Source organism: Ruegeria sp. H4, from assembly GCF_056533065.1.
In genome coordinates, this window is sequence record NZ_JBQFOC010000001.1 from 1,829,179 (window position 1) to 1,845,461 (window position 16,283).

Genomic DNA, 16,283 nt, shown 5'->3' on the forward strand with positions numbered 1-16,283 from the left:
GTCATGCTCCCGCTATAAGACGGGCGAAATCTGCTTCGCCCAAAAGGAATGGACCCAAGTCCGCCAACGGGAGGTCGTAGGCTACCTCGATCGGGCCGTTGGGGTATACACCGGGCACGATGCGCGGAAAGCCGTGCTCGACCATGTAGGCGTCTACTGCGCGATGTAGCACCCTCATTTCGTATTCGTGTGTGCCGTCGTAGCCTGCTTCTTCGAGGGACATTTCGAATGTCTTCGAAACCTGGGGGGCGTTGGAAGCAATGGTGGCTCGGACTTGCCGAACGATCTCGTGCAGATCGATCGCGCCAACGTCATCCTCAGCTGCAGAGGCAAAGGTGTGAACGAGTAGGATCAAACTGTGACCGGGCACATCGGCTAGTTGATGTTCCGACGTGATCCGGATCTTGTTGCGCGCGGCTGCACCACGCGCCTTGCATTCTATGCATAGATCGGAGAGCTCGAAGTCCTTCGGGGCTCGTTGCGAGCCTCGCCATCCTTCAACTGCCGCGTCCAACCCCCTTACTGGCACAATGACATTCAAGATCGTCCAAAGCTCACCAATCAAGCCGAGTTGCGCTTCTCGGCTCAACAAAGTTTTCCGCGCGCCTTTCAAAAGCGCATGCCATTTCCACATCCTTCCGATGAAAGACTGGACCGCTGTCGACTCGTCACCCGCCTTGGCGACCGTTTCGATGATGTCAGCCGAAAGGCGTGTGAAGATGTCCGCGTCGTCCGGGCTTTCCAGGGCGACCGAGAGAATTACCTTGTCGTCTTCAGAGCGCAGCCGTGCCTCGATATCCAGCCCGGCAATTTTCGGGAGAGCGATACCAGAGGTCGCGGCCGGTTCGTGAACAAGAAATAAGATGCGCCGCCCGCGATGGTCGAGCGCACGAAAAACCTCCCAAGGTCTACTTTCCGCTACTAATCGCCCATTCAGACGCGTGCCGGCTGGCGAAGTCGGAATTTCCGACCACGGATCGTCACTCTTCTCGGTCAAGCGCCTCTCCAACTTCCTCGTCGATCTCGCCGCGGTTCTGCTGCCACCAGATCGTATTAACTTGATAACTCACAGTCTTTCCCTTCTTACTCGATGTCGGGAAGCCGATGGTCCACGCCGTCACAGGTGGTTCTTCAAGCAACTTCCCGGTATCCTTGTCCTGAAGTGCAATGATATGAACCGCGAGAATCGGTCGCGACCGTTTGGCGAGATATGCGCTGTCCGCGATGTTCTTGGTATTTTCATTCTTCGCTTCCTCGCGCACGGTGGCCAATACTTCTTTGTTCATACCGAACCGGACCACCCCGCGCGAGGAGAAGCGGCGACTGGTCGCGACCACCTTGCCGTCCTCGCGGGAGGCCGGCGTCCGGCGCTGCGTGCGCATGGGGTAGCCAAAACCGTGCCATGTAGCCGCATCCGGCTTTTCACTACCTACAAAGACGACGTCCCATTTATCGAGATTTTCGTCCTCTCGCTCCTCGATGTATCGGATGACCGGTTCTGTCTGTGTTCGTTCGGCATCTGAATGATTTCGGAAATCCTGAAGGTAGTCCTTCACGATATCCGAGGGGACTGCCTCGAAAACCCTGCTCTCGCCGTCCATCCTTGAGGGACGATCAGCAAGGCGATCATGAAGTCGGATCGCCGCTTTCCGGTTTTCTTCGGCTTCGTCACCGGGGTGGTTGTCATGGATCACGGTAGTCTCGATGCGGCTCCGCGATAAACTGACATCAACAATGACTTCTTGGCCGCTACCTGCCTTGTTGCGCGCCGTTACCTCCAAGGCCGACGGATGACGCTGAACGCGCAGACCGAAGTCTCGCGGACTTGCTCCTGATGCCGCCATGTAACGCAGATCCTGACGCAGCTCTTCGGAAGCCTCAGCAATATGGGAATACCAGCGCCGGGCCTCATCCTTGATCCAAATGCGGCAAAGATCCTCATAGCCGGGGCGGTAGCCGAACCAGCGTGCCATCTGCAGAAGCGTATCGTAGGCCTTGGAATTTCTAAGGAAATAGCTGATGGTCAACCCTTCGAGCGTCAGACCACGCGATAGAGAATACCCTCCCACCGCGATAGCGGTGACTTGATCGTTTTCCGGGTCCTTTATATCCGGATACTCCAGCTTTTCGCCCGATTTGCTATTGACCTCATAGACCGCGGCCCGTCCGGCAACCCGATCAAGGAGTGGCAGGACGTCGTCCCACTTCACCTCTGCATTTGCGTATTCCTCATCGAAGATCTTTCGCATAGCGGCCACCTCGGCATTCGCCTCGGCTTCCTTAGTTGAAAGCGAACAATGCAGATTCAGTGCCGGGCGAATGATCTCGTTGAGGCGATGACGGATGAGATTCGCAACGTCAGTTTGAACTGCCGTCAAATGCGAAACGTTCACCAGCATCGAATGATGCTTGTCGCGTTGCTTGCGGAGATCGCGTATTGCGCCAACAACTATAAATGTTCGGATAGCCGTCATCAGGCTTTCGGGAAGATCACGGACTTGATGTCCTTTAGGCATTTTCAAAGGTAGATGCGGTTCGTTATCCTCGATGTCGCGTGTCGGGCGATCAATTTCATCCTCGGGGTCGCCTAGGAAGACCTTTTCTGCACCGTAATAGTTTCCGGGTCGGTCAAGCGCTATGAGGAAGTGTTCCGGGAAAAGGTCGCGTCCAGCCTTTTCGTGCTGAAGGTCAGGATCAATGAAGATGTTGGCAAAAGGCGTCGCGGTAAATGCGACATAGGAACTTTTGCTGAAGAGATTTAATAGGGCGCGGATCTGGCCGTTGATCCGCGAGACTGCCTCCGGCCCTTTCGCGACGTTTATCGAGGCATTGTCGGCCTCATCGTCGATCAAGATCATGGGTTGATTGATCGTCTCACCGCCGTGGGAAAGGTTGAATGCCTTCAGCCAAGTTAGGAAGTTCTTAAGGACGCTGGCATTCTTCTTGATGACGAAGACGATTGGCTCCTTTTCCATGTTCACAAGCGGAATACGCTGATCGGCCTGTCCCTTCCGGAAATCCGCTTGTCGCGTAGTCATGGCACTCGGTTCCCGAGAGGGATTGATCAACCCGACTCCCACACGGCCGTCGTCCCGGATGTTCTCCAACCTCGAGACATCGCTATTTCGCCCAATTAGGCCTTCGTCGATGCGCGTCTGGGTCTGACTTCGCAGATTCTCATGAATCCCAGCGATAATGATGATTACCTTATAGCCTACATCGGCGGCTTTACTGACAAGCGCCGTGTAATTTCCAGTCTTTCCGGCCTGCACATCGCCCATCACCATGCCGCGGCGATCAAAGGGAGCGTCCCCTTGCGGATCGCCGCAGAGCTCGATGACCCGGTTGGTTTTCTCGTTCATGGCTTCAAGAACCGGTCCTGGAAAGCCGGATTGTGCGAGCTGTGTCCGGTAACGTTCCCAGTAGAACCAGTCTGTATTCTGACGCCGCTTTGCGTCGAACCATGGCGTGAAACCCGGAGCCACAAGTGCCGCTCCCGTTTCGACGAGAACGCCATGACGAATACGCATTTCATCGTAGAGTTCGTCAAGATCCTCGCGTTTCACCTCGTCACGCGCGAGCGGAGCATATTTCTCGATCTCGGTCCTCAATTCCTCTTGGGTCCGGTAAGCCTCGATCATAAAATCTCGGACTAGACCGCGGATATTGTCCAGCGTCAGGATGTTCATGGTGCTAGTTTCTCTTGCTCGAGTAGTTCAGTTATTATCTGCTCGTTTCCCGCATAGGGCGGGACAACCTTCAACATTGCTGCGATATCTTTGTTTCCATGTCCCATTTCCCTCAGCTGATCGATCAATTGTCGGCCACTTGACCGAAGCTCGTTCTCATCGAGAATTTCCTGTTTGATATCCGAAAAGTGCTCGGCCATGTCGTGATAGAGCGCCTCGATCGGCAATCCCGCCGCGATAAGCCGCAATATTTCTCCAAATGCGTTCTCCTGCGCTTCCGTCAGGCTATCTGCGAATGCCGCCATTGAAGGATGATCGCCATTCAACGCATAGCTGATCCGATTGTCTGTCTTCGTCCGTTGCCAGAGTGGAAGCGGATTCTCATCTGTCAGCTTTGCGCCTCGCTTGCGATAAACTCGCTTGGACTTTCCGCCGAGACCCTCGATCAGTCTTCTGAGATAATCCCGTAGCGCCGGTGGTGGTGACGCGGAGGCCTTGAGCACATCGATCTTCCAAGCCGCGTCGCTCTCATTTCCAATGTCGACCCGGACGCGCGCGAGCTGGGTCAACCGGTGTTGTGGCGCCATCCGGAACCAAGTCGCATGGCGGATCAGGCGCTTGTTCCTGTATAGGTAGAAGCCCTGCGACTTCATGTGGCCTTCTGAAAGGCCCATTCTCTTCCATTCCGCTTCTGAGGAAACCTTGTTTCTGTGCGGCAGTATAAACGGCTGGATCGTGACCGTGCCGCCTGCGATCCGACGGTCCTCCGCCTGCCTGATCGTCGCATCATGCCATTCCGCAAACGGGTCGACAGGCACCAGTTTTCGTCCGTTCATGTTGATGCAAACGGCTTTTCGCCCATCTTCGGATTTCATGAACCGATGGAACACTAGCTCAAGGTGCTTCGAAGCCTCGTCCATTATACGTAAGAAGTTCTGACTTCCCAGTTCCAAACCGACCCTGTCGAGCTTCTCCCATAGGATGAGCGTGCCGTCGTTTGTCAGCAAGTTGGCAAAGCGAATGGTCTCAGCCGACGCGCGTGTTTCGACAACCCACGCATTTCGGGCGACGACAAGGTCTAAATCCCAGATAGCCACTGAAACGGTATCTTCACAGCGGGTCACCACCGTCAGGCGACGACACTGGGAGAATGACGCTGTCTTTAGACCGAGCCCAAACCGCCCCAGATCCTCGGTATTCCGCGTTTCCGTGGGCGATCGGGACCCCGGACGCATCGCCTCGAGGAGTTCCGCTCGCGACATGCCGTTCCCATTGTCGACGATGCCTATTGCGGCATCCTCCGGGTCGGAGTGAACCCGGATCGAAATTTCGGTCGCTTTGGCGGTTAGCGAATTATCAACGATGTCAGCCAGCGCACTCGACATTGTGTAGCCGATGTCTCGAAGGCTCTCGATCAGCGCCCCGGCGTTCGGGCGAACCTCGTGATATGAGGCATCTCCGTCACCAAACCGATCGGTCATGCAGGTATCGTCACTTTCCCTAATTCCCGGGTAGGCTGCGCGGGCGCGTCGAAAACCTTTGCCAATACTGGGTGCAACGCCGCCGCGATCTTCCGCGCGAGGAACGGCGGCACGGCGTTGCCGACTTGGACATATTGCTGAGTCCGGTTCCCCTTGAAGTGATAATTGTCCGGGAAGGTCTGTAACCTTGCCGCCTCGCGGACGGTCATGCTCCGACACTGAGCTGGGTCGGGATGAATGAAATAGTGCCCATCCTTCGACAGGTGACAGGTCACCGTGGACGATGGAAGGTCCCACGGCTGCACCCGGAATCGGTCGTTAAACTTGCCCGATTTCCAATTGTTATGCTTCGGGGCAAGTTCATCCGGGAAATCCCGTGCCTTCGGCGAAATACCCGTCGCCATGGCCCATGAAGAGGCAAAAAGATATCGCTCTATGTCATTAACCATGTGTCCTCGGGTCTCATGAAGTGAAAGGCGGGTTAAGCGACTGTCCTCCAGCCACGATCGCAGATCGTCAGGGCAGGTTTCCGGCAACAGCGTTCCGCCTTTCGTTCCCTTGCGTTTCTCGACGGTTATCTTTTGCAATCTGTCAACGGCACCCAGAGCCCTCACAAATTTTTCTGCGGAATCTCCTTCCAAACCGTGCGACATGGTGGCGATCTTCGTCGCACTTCGCGCGACTGTCCGCTTCCAACCCATGAGATCATCTACGTATCCGCCCCGAGTGCTTATCCCGCTTCGGAGGGGTGGCATTTCAGAGAGGACATCGCGAACTGAGGTTCGCCGTGGAACGCCGTCCAGCCTAGGCGCTTCGAACTCATCCATACCCGAGATAAGGTCACGCCTTAGGCCGACGATGATGACCCGATGACGCGCCTGCGGAACGCCGTGGTCCTCCGCCGCGACAACGAAATCCTTCGGCTGCACATGTCCATGCCGGTCCGCGCTCCCGGACAATGGGAACAACTGATATTCCGCCGCACCGCCACCTGACCTCAGGTCGTCGGTCACCAGGTCAAAGACCTTGCGCTTCTCGATGCTGGACGAAAGCATGCCCTTGACATTTTCCATCACAAAAGCTGCCGGGCGCAGCTTCCTGAGCACGTTGATGTATTCTTGGTAGAGAAGATGGCGATTCTCATCATGCGCGACGTAACCCAGATCACTCGGCTTCCTGCCCCTGCCGGCGAGAGAATAGGCTTGGCAAGGCGGGCCACCGATCAGCACAATGCGATCACCGCGTCGTTTTCGTATTTCGTCGATACGTTGGTCCAGTGCGACGGTGGTTTCCGCGTCCCCCAGCGTGAGATTTAATGTCTCCCGTTCGGCCAGCGCCCATTCCCGCGGGTAGAGGTCCGCCCAGTCCGGCTCAGTGCCACTTTGGTTCATAAAGTCAGTGTATTCGGGCGGGAAGCCCCCATCGAACTGACGCAGGAAAGCCCGCAACCGTAATGTTGCGTGTGCTACCGGGTCCTTCTCTACGGAAACGTCAATTTCGAACTGCCGGCAGCCATGGCTTCTATAGGCGCAAAAGCCCTCTCCAAGGCCGCCGGGCCCCGAGAACAGATCGACAATTCCGAATATCTCTTTCATTTTCCAATTACTGGACCACATGATCGCAAAAGGAAAGATGGGAAAGGAGGTAGTTTCGTGGCAGATATCGTCAGTCCGGATGTCAGGTCTAAGATGATGGCCGCGAACAGAAGAAGGGATACGAAACCCGAACTACTGGTCCGCCGATTTCTCCATGCACAAGGCTTCCGCTTCCGCCTTGATGTCCGCAAGTTGCCGGGCAGCCCTGACATCGTCCTAGCCCGCCATCAAGTGGTGATCTTCGTCCACGGTTGTTACTGGCACCGACACCACGGATGCCGGTTCGCAACGATCCCGAAGAGCAATACCGAGTTCTGGCAGAAAAAATTTGATAGAAACGTCGAGCGCGATGGCCGGGCGAAGGTTGATCTGCTCGACTTAGGCTGGCGTGTAGCGATCGTCTGGGAATGTGCACTTGCGAAAAAAATGCTCGCTGACAACTTGTCTTGCCTAGCGTCTTGGGTCCGGTCCGGCAAAACTGTGCTGGAATTGCCCAATGCAGGCGCTGTGGATTTGGAGTAGAGACACTATGCGCAGAATAGCGTGATCAAGCGTGAATGATTGGTCGACATTTCAATTGCTGCTTAGCCCGGTTCTTGAATATCAATCCTTAGGCTATCAACGAAGATGCAAGTAGCCTGCTGGTTATTGCCCGTTCATTGGCAGAAAATCACAAGAGTATTTAGCGGGATCAGACGGGGTTAATCGTTCAGCGGAACGGTTTCTCCCATGCCGATGTTCGAATTTCGTGTGCACTAGACGCAATTTTCTTTTGTTTTTTAGCAATGGGTTAGAAGATTTTTGGAAATCCCAAACGCATCCCACGTCGAGAACGCTATAGGGTAAGAAGTTTTGCCAAAATGAAGGAGCGCAATTTGTCCCCGCCGTATACCCCCAAAACTCTCGCAGAGCGTTGGAGCTGCAGTTCTGAGACTGTGCGTCAGCTCTGCAAATCCGGCCAGCTCGGATATTTCAGAGTTCAACGCCAGTTTCGCATCCCGGCACACAAGGTTGAGGAATATGAGCAGTGCAGGAATATAGTATTGGTCGGCTCAACGACCGCTTCGTCGTTGTCTGGTATGAGGAAGATGGACGCAGACGCCGGTATCGTCTTGACGCGGACACCCTCGAACGCGCGGAGGCCGAAGCTCGTGATGTCCTCCTTGCCCAGACAGCAGGAAAGGATGAGCTGACCGTGGCGACGATTTGGAAGGCGTATAGTGCAACAGTCGAGGGTCGACCGGCGCATGAAAGCATGAAATACACCGGCCGTTCTGTGCTGCCTTGGTTTGGAGCCTTTCGTCCGGATCAGATTAGCGTGCAGGATTGTAAAGCTTACATCGTCGATCGGCGGAAGGCAGGTATCCAGGATGGCACAATCTGGACTCAGCTCAGTAAACTGAGGACCTGTTTGAATTGGGCTGAGAAAACCGGTCTCATTGATAGGGCACCCTATATTGAGCGCCCCAGCAAACCGGCGCCCAAGGAAAGATTTCTGACGCGTCAGGAGATTTCACGGCTCTTGGCTGTCGAATGTGCACCGCACATCAAGCTCGCTATTTGGCTGATGTTATCTACGGCGGCTAGGGTAACGGCTGTGTTAGAACTTACATGGGATCGGGTGGATTTCCATCGCCGTCAGATCAACCTCCGCAATGGCGAAGGACAGAGGAAGGGCAGGGCCATCGTCCCCATGACAGAGAGCCTGTATGCTGTGCTTTTGAACGCTCAGAAAGCGGCCTTGTCTGACTATGTCGTAGAATGGGCAGGAGGATCGATAAAGTCGATCAAGAAAGGCTTCAAGGCGGCCGCAGTCGCTGCGGACCTACCTGATGTGTCACCGCATGTGCTGCGGCACACAGCTGCAGTTCATATGGCTGAGGCTGGCGCCTCGATGGATGAGATCGCCCAGTTTCTCGGCCATTCAGACTCACGTATTACCGCGTCCGTCTATGCGCGCTACAGCCCGGATCACTTGCGTAAGGCTGCCAATGCGTTGGAGTTCGATTAACGTTCAGGTTCAATGAACCTCGGATCACTGTCTTGCAAACAGCAAAGGCGCCCTTGGGCGCCTTTTTTATTTGGTCGGAGTGAGAGGATTCGAACCTCCGACCCCTGCCTCCCGAAGACAGTGCTCTACCAGGCTGAGCTACACTCCGACCGTGGCGCGGGGTCTATACGCGGTGAGGTGGATGTGCAAGGGGCATTGTGAGACATGCGCAGGACGTATGTTCAGGGCAGGGGACCGGTTTGGTAGAGCTTCACTTTGGTGCCGCCATGATCGACCACGGGGCCGGCTGACAACTCGGGCAGGCGTGTAGCGCGAGCAAGAGAGGGGTTGCTGGTGACGATCCCGACGCGCCAGCCCTGAAAGCGGGACATCAGGGTTTTGCCCAGGCTGCCGTGAAGCGCGCGCAGGCGTTTCTCATCACCTATGCGGGCACCGTAAGGTGGGTTTACGATCACAAGGCCGGGCTGATCGCCGATGGGCTTTATGTCGCTGACAGTGCGGTGGGCGAACCGAGTGACATCTGAGACCCCTGCCTGAGCCGCGTTGGCACTGGCAGCCTCAACCGCGCCGGCATTGCGGTCCGAGCCGCGAAAGATCAGAGATGTCTCGGTGGTGGGCCCGCCTTGACACAGCGCTTCAAATGCAGCGGCATCAAAGCCTGCCAGATACTCGAATGCGAACCGCCGAGATCGACCGGGCTGCAGACCAAGGGCGATTTCTGCCGCTTCGATTACAAACGTGCCCGAACCGCACATCGGGTCCAGCACTGGCTCGGATCCGTCAAAACCGCAGGATCGCAGAAACATTGCGGCCATGGTTTCGCGCATCGGAGCCTTGGCGATTGCGGGTTTGTGTCCGCGTTTGTGCAAAGGCTCTCCGGAGGTGTCCAGTGACAGGGTGCAAACATCTTTCTCGATCCGTAGCATGACGCGTAGATCAGCGTCCGAGGCGACGGGTGCGCCCAATGTCTCGGTGATTGCGCGTTCGATCCGTTGGCGCGCGGCCCCGGCGTGATAGATACGAGACTTTCGGCTGGTGGCCTCGACCTTCACGGGGATGTCGGGACGCAGGAAATCGGCCCAGGGAAATTTGCGTGCCCGTTTGTCTAGCTGTGCAAGATGAACCGCTGGGAAACTGCCGATGCGCACTAGAACCTTGTTGGCCCCGCGTAAGGAAAGATTGGCGCGCCAGACCTCGGCCCAGTCTCCCCTGCAGCTGACACCACCCGCAACGCGATGGGCATTCTCGAATCCATTCTCGACCGCTTCTTCGCAAAGCGGTGCCTCCAGGCCTGGGGTGGCCACTAGGAAAATTTCGAACATACCGGGTGTTTTCATGGGGGTTGCTTACACCGGATACAAATCGGGCGCGATACGGTTTTTTTGTGCTAGATTGCCCTTGAATTGGTGGACTGAGCAGAAAGTGAAGCGGTTGTCGGGTTTTTCGGCGGTAACAGGTTTGCGTTTCGTGCTCGGCGCGCGTAAAGGGTCCCTGATCGAAAGCACGCTGGCGGATTGCATTGGGGATTTGGCGCAATCGTTCTCCCTCAGGTGACGTGGTTCGTGTTATCTTGGCTCCGAACGAGCGGGCAGGATAGTCGGCGCAGGAAAAGAGGCTTGGAAGACCGTAGCGACATGCAAACTTTCAAACTGAAAAAAGGGATGGAATTGCCGGTTCAGGGTGCACCTGAGCAGAAAATCCATCCAGGGCCGGAGTTCAAAACCGTGGCCGCGCTGGGCGCAGACTATCTGGGCCTCAAGCCAAAGATGCTGGTACAGGAAGGCGATGCGGTTCAACGCGGCACGCCCTTGTTCTGCCACAAGGATGCGCCCGAGGCGATGATGGTGGCGCCGTTGACCGGCAAGATCGTGGCGATCAACCGTGGTGCGCGCCGCGTGCTGCAAAGCGTCGTGATCGAGGTGTCGGACGCCAATGATACGGGTGTCGATTTCTCGGGCATTGGCGATGCCGACAGCGCAGAAGGCGTGACCGAGAAGCTGTGTGCCGCCGGTCTGTGGACCGCGTTCCGCACGCGGCCCTATTCCAAGATGCCTGCACCGGGTACAAAGCCGGCAGCCATCTTTGTCACCGCGATGGAGTCCGAGCCGTTGGCCGGGGATGCCGCTTTGATCATTGCAGATGCAGGGGATGCGTTTGCTGCGGGTCTTGCAGCCATCGCAAAGCTGACTGAGGGCAAGACGTATCTGTGCCACAAGGAAGGTGACAGCGTTCCCGGTGCGGATGTAGCCGGTGTCGAAGCGGCCGCTTTTGCAGGCCCGCACCCGGCAGGTCTGGCCGGTACGCATATCCACTTCCTGGAACCTCTGGCAGGCGACAAACAGGTCTGGACGATCGGCTATCTGGACGTGATCGCCATCGGTCGTCTGGTGCAGACTGGACATCTGGACCCGAACATCGTGATCGCGATCAGCGGCCCCGGCGCGCGTCAGCCGCGTCTTATCCGTACCGTCATGGGTGCCTCGACCGACGATCTGACCCGGGATGAGGTCAATGTCGACGGCACGCCCCGAATTATCTCAGGCTCGATCCTGTCGGGTATGCAGGCCGATGGGCCGACTGCCTATCTGGGTCGGTTCGCGCGGCAGCTTTCGATCATTCGCGAGGATCACGACCAGATTCCGTTGGGATGGATTCGTCCGATGCCATCGAAGTATTCGGTCCAGCCCGTGCTCGGGTCCGCTTTGTCTAAGAAACTGTTTCCGTTGACGTCGAACCTGAATGGGGGCCGTCGCGCGATGGTGCCGACCGGCGTGTTCGAACGGCTGATGCCGCAGGACTACCTGCCAACGCAGTTGTTGCGGGCCTTGCTGGTGATGGACACCGACACCGCTCAGGCATTGGGCGCACTGGAGCTGGACGAAGAGGATCTTGGCCTTGTGGGCTTTGCCTGCCCGGCGAAATATGAATACGGGCTGGCGCTGCGCGACTGCCTTGCAAAGATTGAAAAGGAGGGCTGAGCCACATGGGTTTGCGCAGCTTCTTTGACCGGATCGAGCCGAACTTTACCAAGGGCGGCAAGTACGAGAAGTACTTCCCCATCTACGAGATGGTGGAAAGCTTCATCTACACTCCGAAAACTGTAACCACCGTCGCACCGCATGCACGGTCCTACATCGATATGAAGCGGATCATGACCTACGTCGTGATCGCGACGATCCCTTGTATCCTGTGGGGGATGTATAACACCGGTTATCAGGCGAACTCGGCCATCACCACATTGGGGCCTGACTCGGCGACCGGTTGGCGGATTGCGCTGTTGCAGATGTTTGGGATTTCGCTGGACCCCAACAGCATCTTTGCCAATGTGATGCACGGGCTGATGTATTTCCTGCCGATCTACATCGTGACGCTGGTTGCAGGCGGTATCTTCGAGGTCATCTTTGCCACCGTGCGAGGGCATGAAGTAAACGAGGGTTTCCTTGTGACATCTATGCTTTACACGCTGATTATGCCGGCAACTGCGCCGTTGTGGCAGGTGGCCTTGGGCATCATCTTCGGCGTCGTGATCGGGAAAGAAGTATTTGGTGGCACCGGCAAGAACTTCCTGAACCCGGCTTTGGTTGGTCGTGCGTTCCTGTATTTCGCCTATCCGGCGAGCATGTCCGGTGACACGGTCTGGACACCGGTTGATGGCTTCTCGGGCGCAACCGCGCTGTCCGTCTCCGCGTCGCAGGGCTTTCAGGCGCTGGCAGCTGATGGCATCACCTGGTGGAATGCGTTCTTCGGCTCGATCCAGGGCAGCTTTGGCGAGACCTCGACGCTTGCGTGTATGATCGGTCTGGCCTTCCTGTTGGCTACGCGGATCGCCAACTACCGGCTTATCGTCGGCTGTCTGGCGGGGACCATCGGCTTTACCCTGCTGTTGAACCTGATCGGGTCGGACACCAACCCGATGTTTGCGATGCCTTGGTACTGGCATGTGGTCATTGGTGGGTATGCCTTCGGCTTGGCCTTCATGGTGACCGAGCCTGTTTCCGCCAGCCACACCAACATGGGTCGCTACATTTACGGTGCTCTGATCGGTGTCATGGTTGTGATGATCCGTGTCATCAACCCGGCCTTCCCCGAAGGCATGATGCTGGCCATCCTGTTCGGCAATGTCTTTGCTCCGCTGATCGACTATTTCGTCGTGCAAGCCAACATCAAACGGAGGGCGCGTCGCCATGTCTGATCCGCAACCTCAAGAACCCAAAGGCGCGATTGCCCGGTTCCTGGCTGCTTCGCCAGACTCAGTTGGCAAGACGATCTTTATCGCAGTCGCGGTTTGTCTGGTCGCCTCGATGGTCGTATCCGCCGCAGCCGTCAGCCTGCGCCCGGTGCAGGAAACCAACCGTCTGAAGGACAAGCAGGTCAACGTTTTGCAAGTGGCGGGAGTGTTCGAGCCCGGCATCGACGTGACAGAAGCCTTCGCCGCGTTTGAACCTCATGTTTTGGAACTGTCCACAGGCGATTTCGTCGATGACCAGTTCGATCCGGCCACCTTCGACGACATCGCCGCCGGCAGCGATCCTGAGCTGAGCGTCGCGCTGGACGATGACCCGGCAGGCATTGGCCGCAAGTCGAAGTATCGCGTAATCTATCTGCTGCGCGACGACGCGGGCGGTCTGGACAAGGTGATTTTGCCGCTGCACGGCTATGGTCTGTGGTCTACGCTCTATGGCTTTATCGCGTTGGAGAATAACGGCAACGATATCTACGGCCTGCAATTCTATCAGCACGGTGAGACCCCCGGCCTTGGGGCCGAGGTGGACAACCCACGCTGGAAGGCTCTGTGGAACGGTAAGAAGCTGCGCGATGACAATGGTGATCTGCAAATCACCGTGTCGAAATCCCAGCCTGCTGCCGGACCCGACTTCTATATCGACGCGCTGGCGGGGGCGACTCTGACCTCGGTGGGTGTCGATAACCTGGTGAAATTCTGGATGGGCGATGCGGGTTACGCACCGTTTCTGGCCAAACTGCAAGCAGGAGAGCTCTGATGTCCCAGACCAAGAAAGAGATGCTGGTCGACCCACTTGTCGACAACAACCCGATCACCTTGCAGGTGCTGGGCATCTGTTCGGCGCTGGCGGTGACCTCGTCGCTGCAGGTGTCGATGGTGATGGCGCTGGCGGTGATCTTCGTGACCTCATTCTCGTCCTTCTTCATCTCATGCCTGCGCAATCAGATTCCCGGCTCGATCCGGATCATCGTGCAGATGGTGATCATCGCCTCGCTGGTGATCCTGGTGGACCAGATCCTGAAAGCCTACGCATTTGAGATTTCAAAAACCCTGTCGGTCTTTGTGGGCCTGATCATCACCAACTGTATCGTTATGGGCCGCGCCGAGGCGTTTGCGATGAAGAACCCCCCGGTTGCGTCCTTCATCGACGGCATGGGCAACGGCATGGGCTATGGCCTGATCCTGCTGCTGGTGGGCTTCATTCGTGAGCTGTTCGGTGCCGGATCGCTGTTCGGTGTCACCATTCTGGAGACCGTCAACAACGGCGGCTGGTACGTGCCCAACGGCATGTTGCTGCTGCCCCCGTCGGCGTTCTTCATCATCGGTCTGATCATCTGGGCCTTCCGCACATGGAAGCCGAACCAGGTGGAAGAGCGTGAATACAAAATTCAGCAGGTAGAGGCCCACTGATGGAAGGTCTGATCTCACTGGCCGTAAAGGCCATCTTTGTCGAAAACCTTGCGCTCAGCTTCTTTCTGGGGATGTGTACCTTCATCGCCGTATCCAAGAAGATCTCGACCGCGCTGGGTCTGGGGATTTCGGTCATGGTCGTGCAGGCCATCACCGTGCCCGCCAATAACCTGCTGCTGAACTACCTGCTGAAACCGGGCGCGCTGGCCTGGGCCGGGTTCCCGGATGTGGACCTGACTTTCCTTGGTCTGATCTCGTATATCGGCGTGATCGCGGCGATGGTTCAGATCCTCGAGATGGTTTTGGATAAGTATTTCCCGCCGCTCTACAACGCGCTGGGGATCTTCTTGCCGCTGATCACGGTGAACTGCGCCATCTTGGGTGGTTCGCTGTTCATGGTGGAACGCGACTATAACTTTGCCGAGGCGACCACCTATGGCCTGTCTTCAGGCTTTGGTTGGGCACTGGCGATCACCGCGATGGCGGGTGTTCGGGAAAAGCTGAAATACTCGGACATCCCCGACGGCTTGCAGGGTCTGGGCATCACTTTCATCACCGCAGGACTGATGGCGATGGCCTTCATGTCCTTCTCGGGCGTGAAACTGTAAGGAGGGCGCAATGGAAACCTTTGGCTTAGGTGTAGCCCTTTTCACCGTTATCGTTCTGGGTCTGGTGGCCGTCATCATGGCAGCGCGGTCGCGCCTTGTGTCGACCGGCAATGTCAACATCACCATCAACGGTGAGAAAACCGTTTCGGTCCCGGCGGGTGGCAAACTGCTGCAAACCCTGGCGGCTGAAAAGCTGTTCGTCCCGTCGGCCTGTGGCGGCGGTGGCACCTGCGCGCAATGCCGTGTGCGCGTGCATTCTGGTGGCGGCTCGATCCTGCCGACCGAAGAAAGCCATATCACAAAACGTGAGGCCGCCTGTGGTGACCGCCTGTCCTGTCAGGTTGCGGTCAAGCAGGACATGGATATCGAAGTCCCCGAAGAGGTCTTTGGCGTAAAGAAATGGGAATGCACCGTGCGTTCGAACGAGAACGTGGCGACCTTCATCAAGGCTCTGACCCTGGACCTTCCCGAAGGTGAGGACGTGAACTTCCGCGCTGGTGGCTACATCCAGATCGAAGCCCCTGCGCATGCACTGAAATACACCGATTTCGACGTGGAAGAGGAATATCGCGAAGACTGGGATCGCTTCAATCTGTGGCAGTACGAGTCGGTTGTGAACGAGCCGATTGAACGCGCCTATTCGATGGCCAACTATCCGGATGAAAAAGGCATGATCATGCTGAACGTCCGGGTTGCCTCACCGCCTCCGGGGTCCGAGGGTATTCCGGCGGGTCAGATGTCGTCTTACATCTTCAACCTGAAACCGGGTGACAAGGTGACGATCTCGGGTCCGTTTGGTGAGTTCTTCGCCCGCGATACCCAAAAAGAGATGGTCTTCATCGGCGGTGGCGCGGGCATGGCGCCGATGCGCAGCCACATCTTTGACCAGCTTAAGCGTCTGGAAAACCGCGATCGCAAGATCAGTTTCTGGTACGGTGCGCGGTCTAAGAAAGAGATGTTCTTTGTCGAGGATTTCGATCAACTGGCCGAAGAGTTCGACAATTTCGATTGGCACGTTGCCCTGTCGGACGCACAGCCCGAGGATGATTGGAAAGGCTATACTGGCTTTATCCATAACGTTCTGTTCGAAGAATACCTCAAGAACCACCCTGCGCCCGAGGATTGCGAGTTCTACATGTGTGGTCCTCCAATCATGAACCAGTCGGTCATCAACATGCTGTTGGATTTGGGTGTGGACCGCGAAGACATCATGCTCGACGATTTCGGCGGGTAAGAGACCAAAAAA

Annotated in this window: 13 protein-coding genes, 1 tRNA gene and 1 pseudogene; 9 read left to right on the plus strand and 6 right to left on the minus strand. The window is 56.7% G+C overall.

The genetic code is table 11. From position 1 onward, the window contains the following. Nucleotide 1: 1 nt before the first annotated feature. From ACR0KG_RS09120 to ACR0KG_RS09135, 4 genes are read right to left on the minus strand one after another with little or no spacing between them, the layout of a single operon-like run. Nucleotides 2-997: a PD-(D/E)XK motif protein gene (locus ACR0KG_RS09120; RefSeq protein ID WP_480827075.1), complete on the minus strand. Its 996-nt coding sequence runs from the start codon at nt 995-997 to the stop codon at nt 2-4. Further along, nucleotides 981-3,689, minus strand: coding sequence for a Z1 domain-containing protein (locus ACR0KG_RS09125; RefSeq protein ID WP_480827076.1), 2,709 nt, complete (start codon nt 3,687-3,689; stop codon nt 981-983). Before ACR0KG_RS09125 ends, ACR0KG_RS09120 begins: the two co-directional genes overlap by 17 nt. Then, nucleotides 3,686-5,170 carry an ATP-binding protein gene (locus ACR0KG_RS09130; protein WP_480827077.1) on the minus strand — a complete coding sequence of 495 codons (1,485 nt, stop codon included), beginning with the start codon at nt 5,168-5,170 and terminating at the stop codon, nt 3,686-3,688. Before ACR0KG_RS09130 ends, ACR0KG_RS09125 begins: the two co-directional genes overlap by 4 nt. Then, nucleotides 5,167-6,765 carry a DNA cytosine methyltransferase gene (locus ACR0KG_RS09135; RefSeq protein ID WP_480827079.1) on the minus strand — a complete coding sequence of 533 codons (1,599 nt, stop codon included), beginning with the start codon at nt 6,763-6,765 and terminating at the stop codon, nt 5,167-5,169. The genes ACR0KG_RS09130 and ACR0KG_RS09135 overlap by 4 nt, the downstream gene beginning before the upstream one ends. Before the next feature lie 57 nt (nt 6,766-6,822). Here ACR0KG_RS09135 and ACR0KG_RS09140 point away from each other — a divergent pair, with 57 nt between their 5' ends. The 3 genes and pseudogenes from ACR0KG_RS09140 (at nt 6,823) to ACR0KG_RS09150 (ending at nt 8,776) form a co-directional block, all read left to right on the plus strand. Beyond that, entirely contained in the window at nt 6,823-7,287 is a 465-nt protein-coding gene (locus tag ACR0KG_RS09140) for a very short patch repair endonuclease (RefSeq protein ID WP_480827080.1), read from the plus strand. A 338-nt stretch (nt 7,288-7,625) separates the two neighbouring features. After that, nucleotides 7,626-7,775, plus strand: a pseudogene (locus ACR0KG_RS09145) (MerR family transcriptional regulator); the annotation flags it as partial. 17 nt (nt 7,776-7,792) lie between these two features. Continuing rightward, nucleotides 7,793-8,776: a tyrosine-type recombinase/integrase gene (locus ACR0KG_RS09150; RefSeq protein WP_480827082.1), complete on the plus strand. Its 984-nt coding sequence runs from the start codon at nt 7,793-7,795 to the stop codon at nt 8,774-8,776. A gap of 71 nt (nt 8,777-8,847) precedes the next feature. On the opposite strand, the gene ACR0KG_RS09155 is transcribed toward ACR0KG_RS09150, so the two are convergent. Further along, a tRNA-Pro gene (locus ACR0KG_RS09155) sits at nt 8,848-8,924 on the minus strand. A gap of 73 nt (nt 8,925-8,997) precedes the next feature. Then, nucleotides 8,998-10,113: a THUMP domain-containing class I SAM-dependent RNA methyltransferase gene (locus ACR0KG_RS09160; protein WP_480827083.1), complete on the minus strand. Its 1,116-nt coding sequence runs from the start codon at nt 10,111-10,113 to the stop codon at nt 8,998-9,000. Nucleotides 10,114-10,410: 297 nt separating this feature from the next. Here ACR0KG_RS09160 and ACR0KG_RS09165 point away from each other — a divergent pair, with 297 nt between their 5' ends. Genes ACR0KG_RS09165 through nqrF form a run of 6 tightly spaced genes read left to right on the plus strand, consistent with a single transcriptional unit; the run spans nt 10,411 to nt 16,271 of the window. Further along, on the plus strand, nt 10,411-11,754 hold the full coding sequence (locus ACR0KG_RS09165) for a Na(+)-translocating NADH-quinone reductase subunit A (protein ID WP_480544124.1): 1,344 nt from the start codon (nt 10,411-10,413) through the stop codon (nt 11,752-11,754). Nucleotides 11,755-11,759: 5 nt separating this feature from the next. Beyond that, nucleotides 11,760-12,968 (plus strand): NADH:ubiquinone reductase (Na(+)-transporting) subunit B, encoded by a 1,209-nt coding sequence (locus ACR0KG_RS09170; protein ID WP_480548052.1) that lies wholly within the window; start codon nt 11,760-11,762, stop codon nt 12,966-12,968. Then, nucleotides 12,961-13,776: a Na(+)-translocating NADH-quinone reductase subunit C gene (locus ACR0KG_RS09175; RefSeq protein ID WP_480827084.1), complete on the plus strand. Its 816-nt coding sequence runs from the start codon at nt 12,961-12,963 to the stop codon at nt 13,774-13,776. Before ACR0KG_RS09170 ends, ACR0KG_RS09175 begins: the two co-directional genes overlap by 8 nt. After that, entirely contained in the window at nt 13,776-14,429 is a 654-nt protein-coding gene (locus tag ACR0KG_RS09180) for an NADH:ubiquinone reductase (Na(+)-transporting) subunit D (RefSeq protein ID WP_152460184.1), read from the plus strand. The genes ACR0KG_RS09175 and ACR0KG_RS09180 overlap by 1 nt, the downstream gene beginning before the upstream one ends. Beyond that, nucleotides 14,429-15,037, plus strand: coding sequence for an NADH:ubiquinone reductase (Na(+)-transporting) subunit E (nqrE, locus tag ACR0KG_RS09185; RefSeq protein ID WP_039526851.1), 609 nt, complete (start codon nt 14,429-14,431; stop codon nt 15,035-15,037). Before ACR0KG_RS09180 ends, nqrE begins: the two co-directional genes overlap by 1 nt. Before the next feature lie 10 nt (nt 15,038-15,047). Then, complete coding sequence (gene nqrF / locus ACR0KG_RS09190) at nt 15,048-16,271, plus strand: NADH:ubiquinone reductase (Na(+)-transporting) subunit F (RefSeq protein ID WP_480827085.1); 1,224 nt, start codon at nt 15,048-15,050, stop codon at nt 16,269-16,271. Nucleotides 16,272-16,283 lie beyond the last annotated feature (12 nt).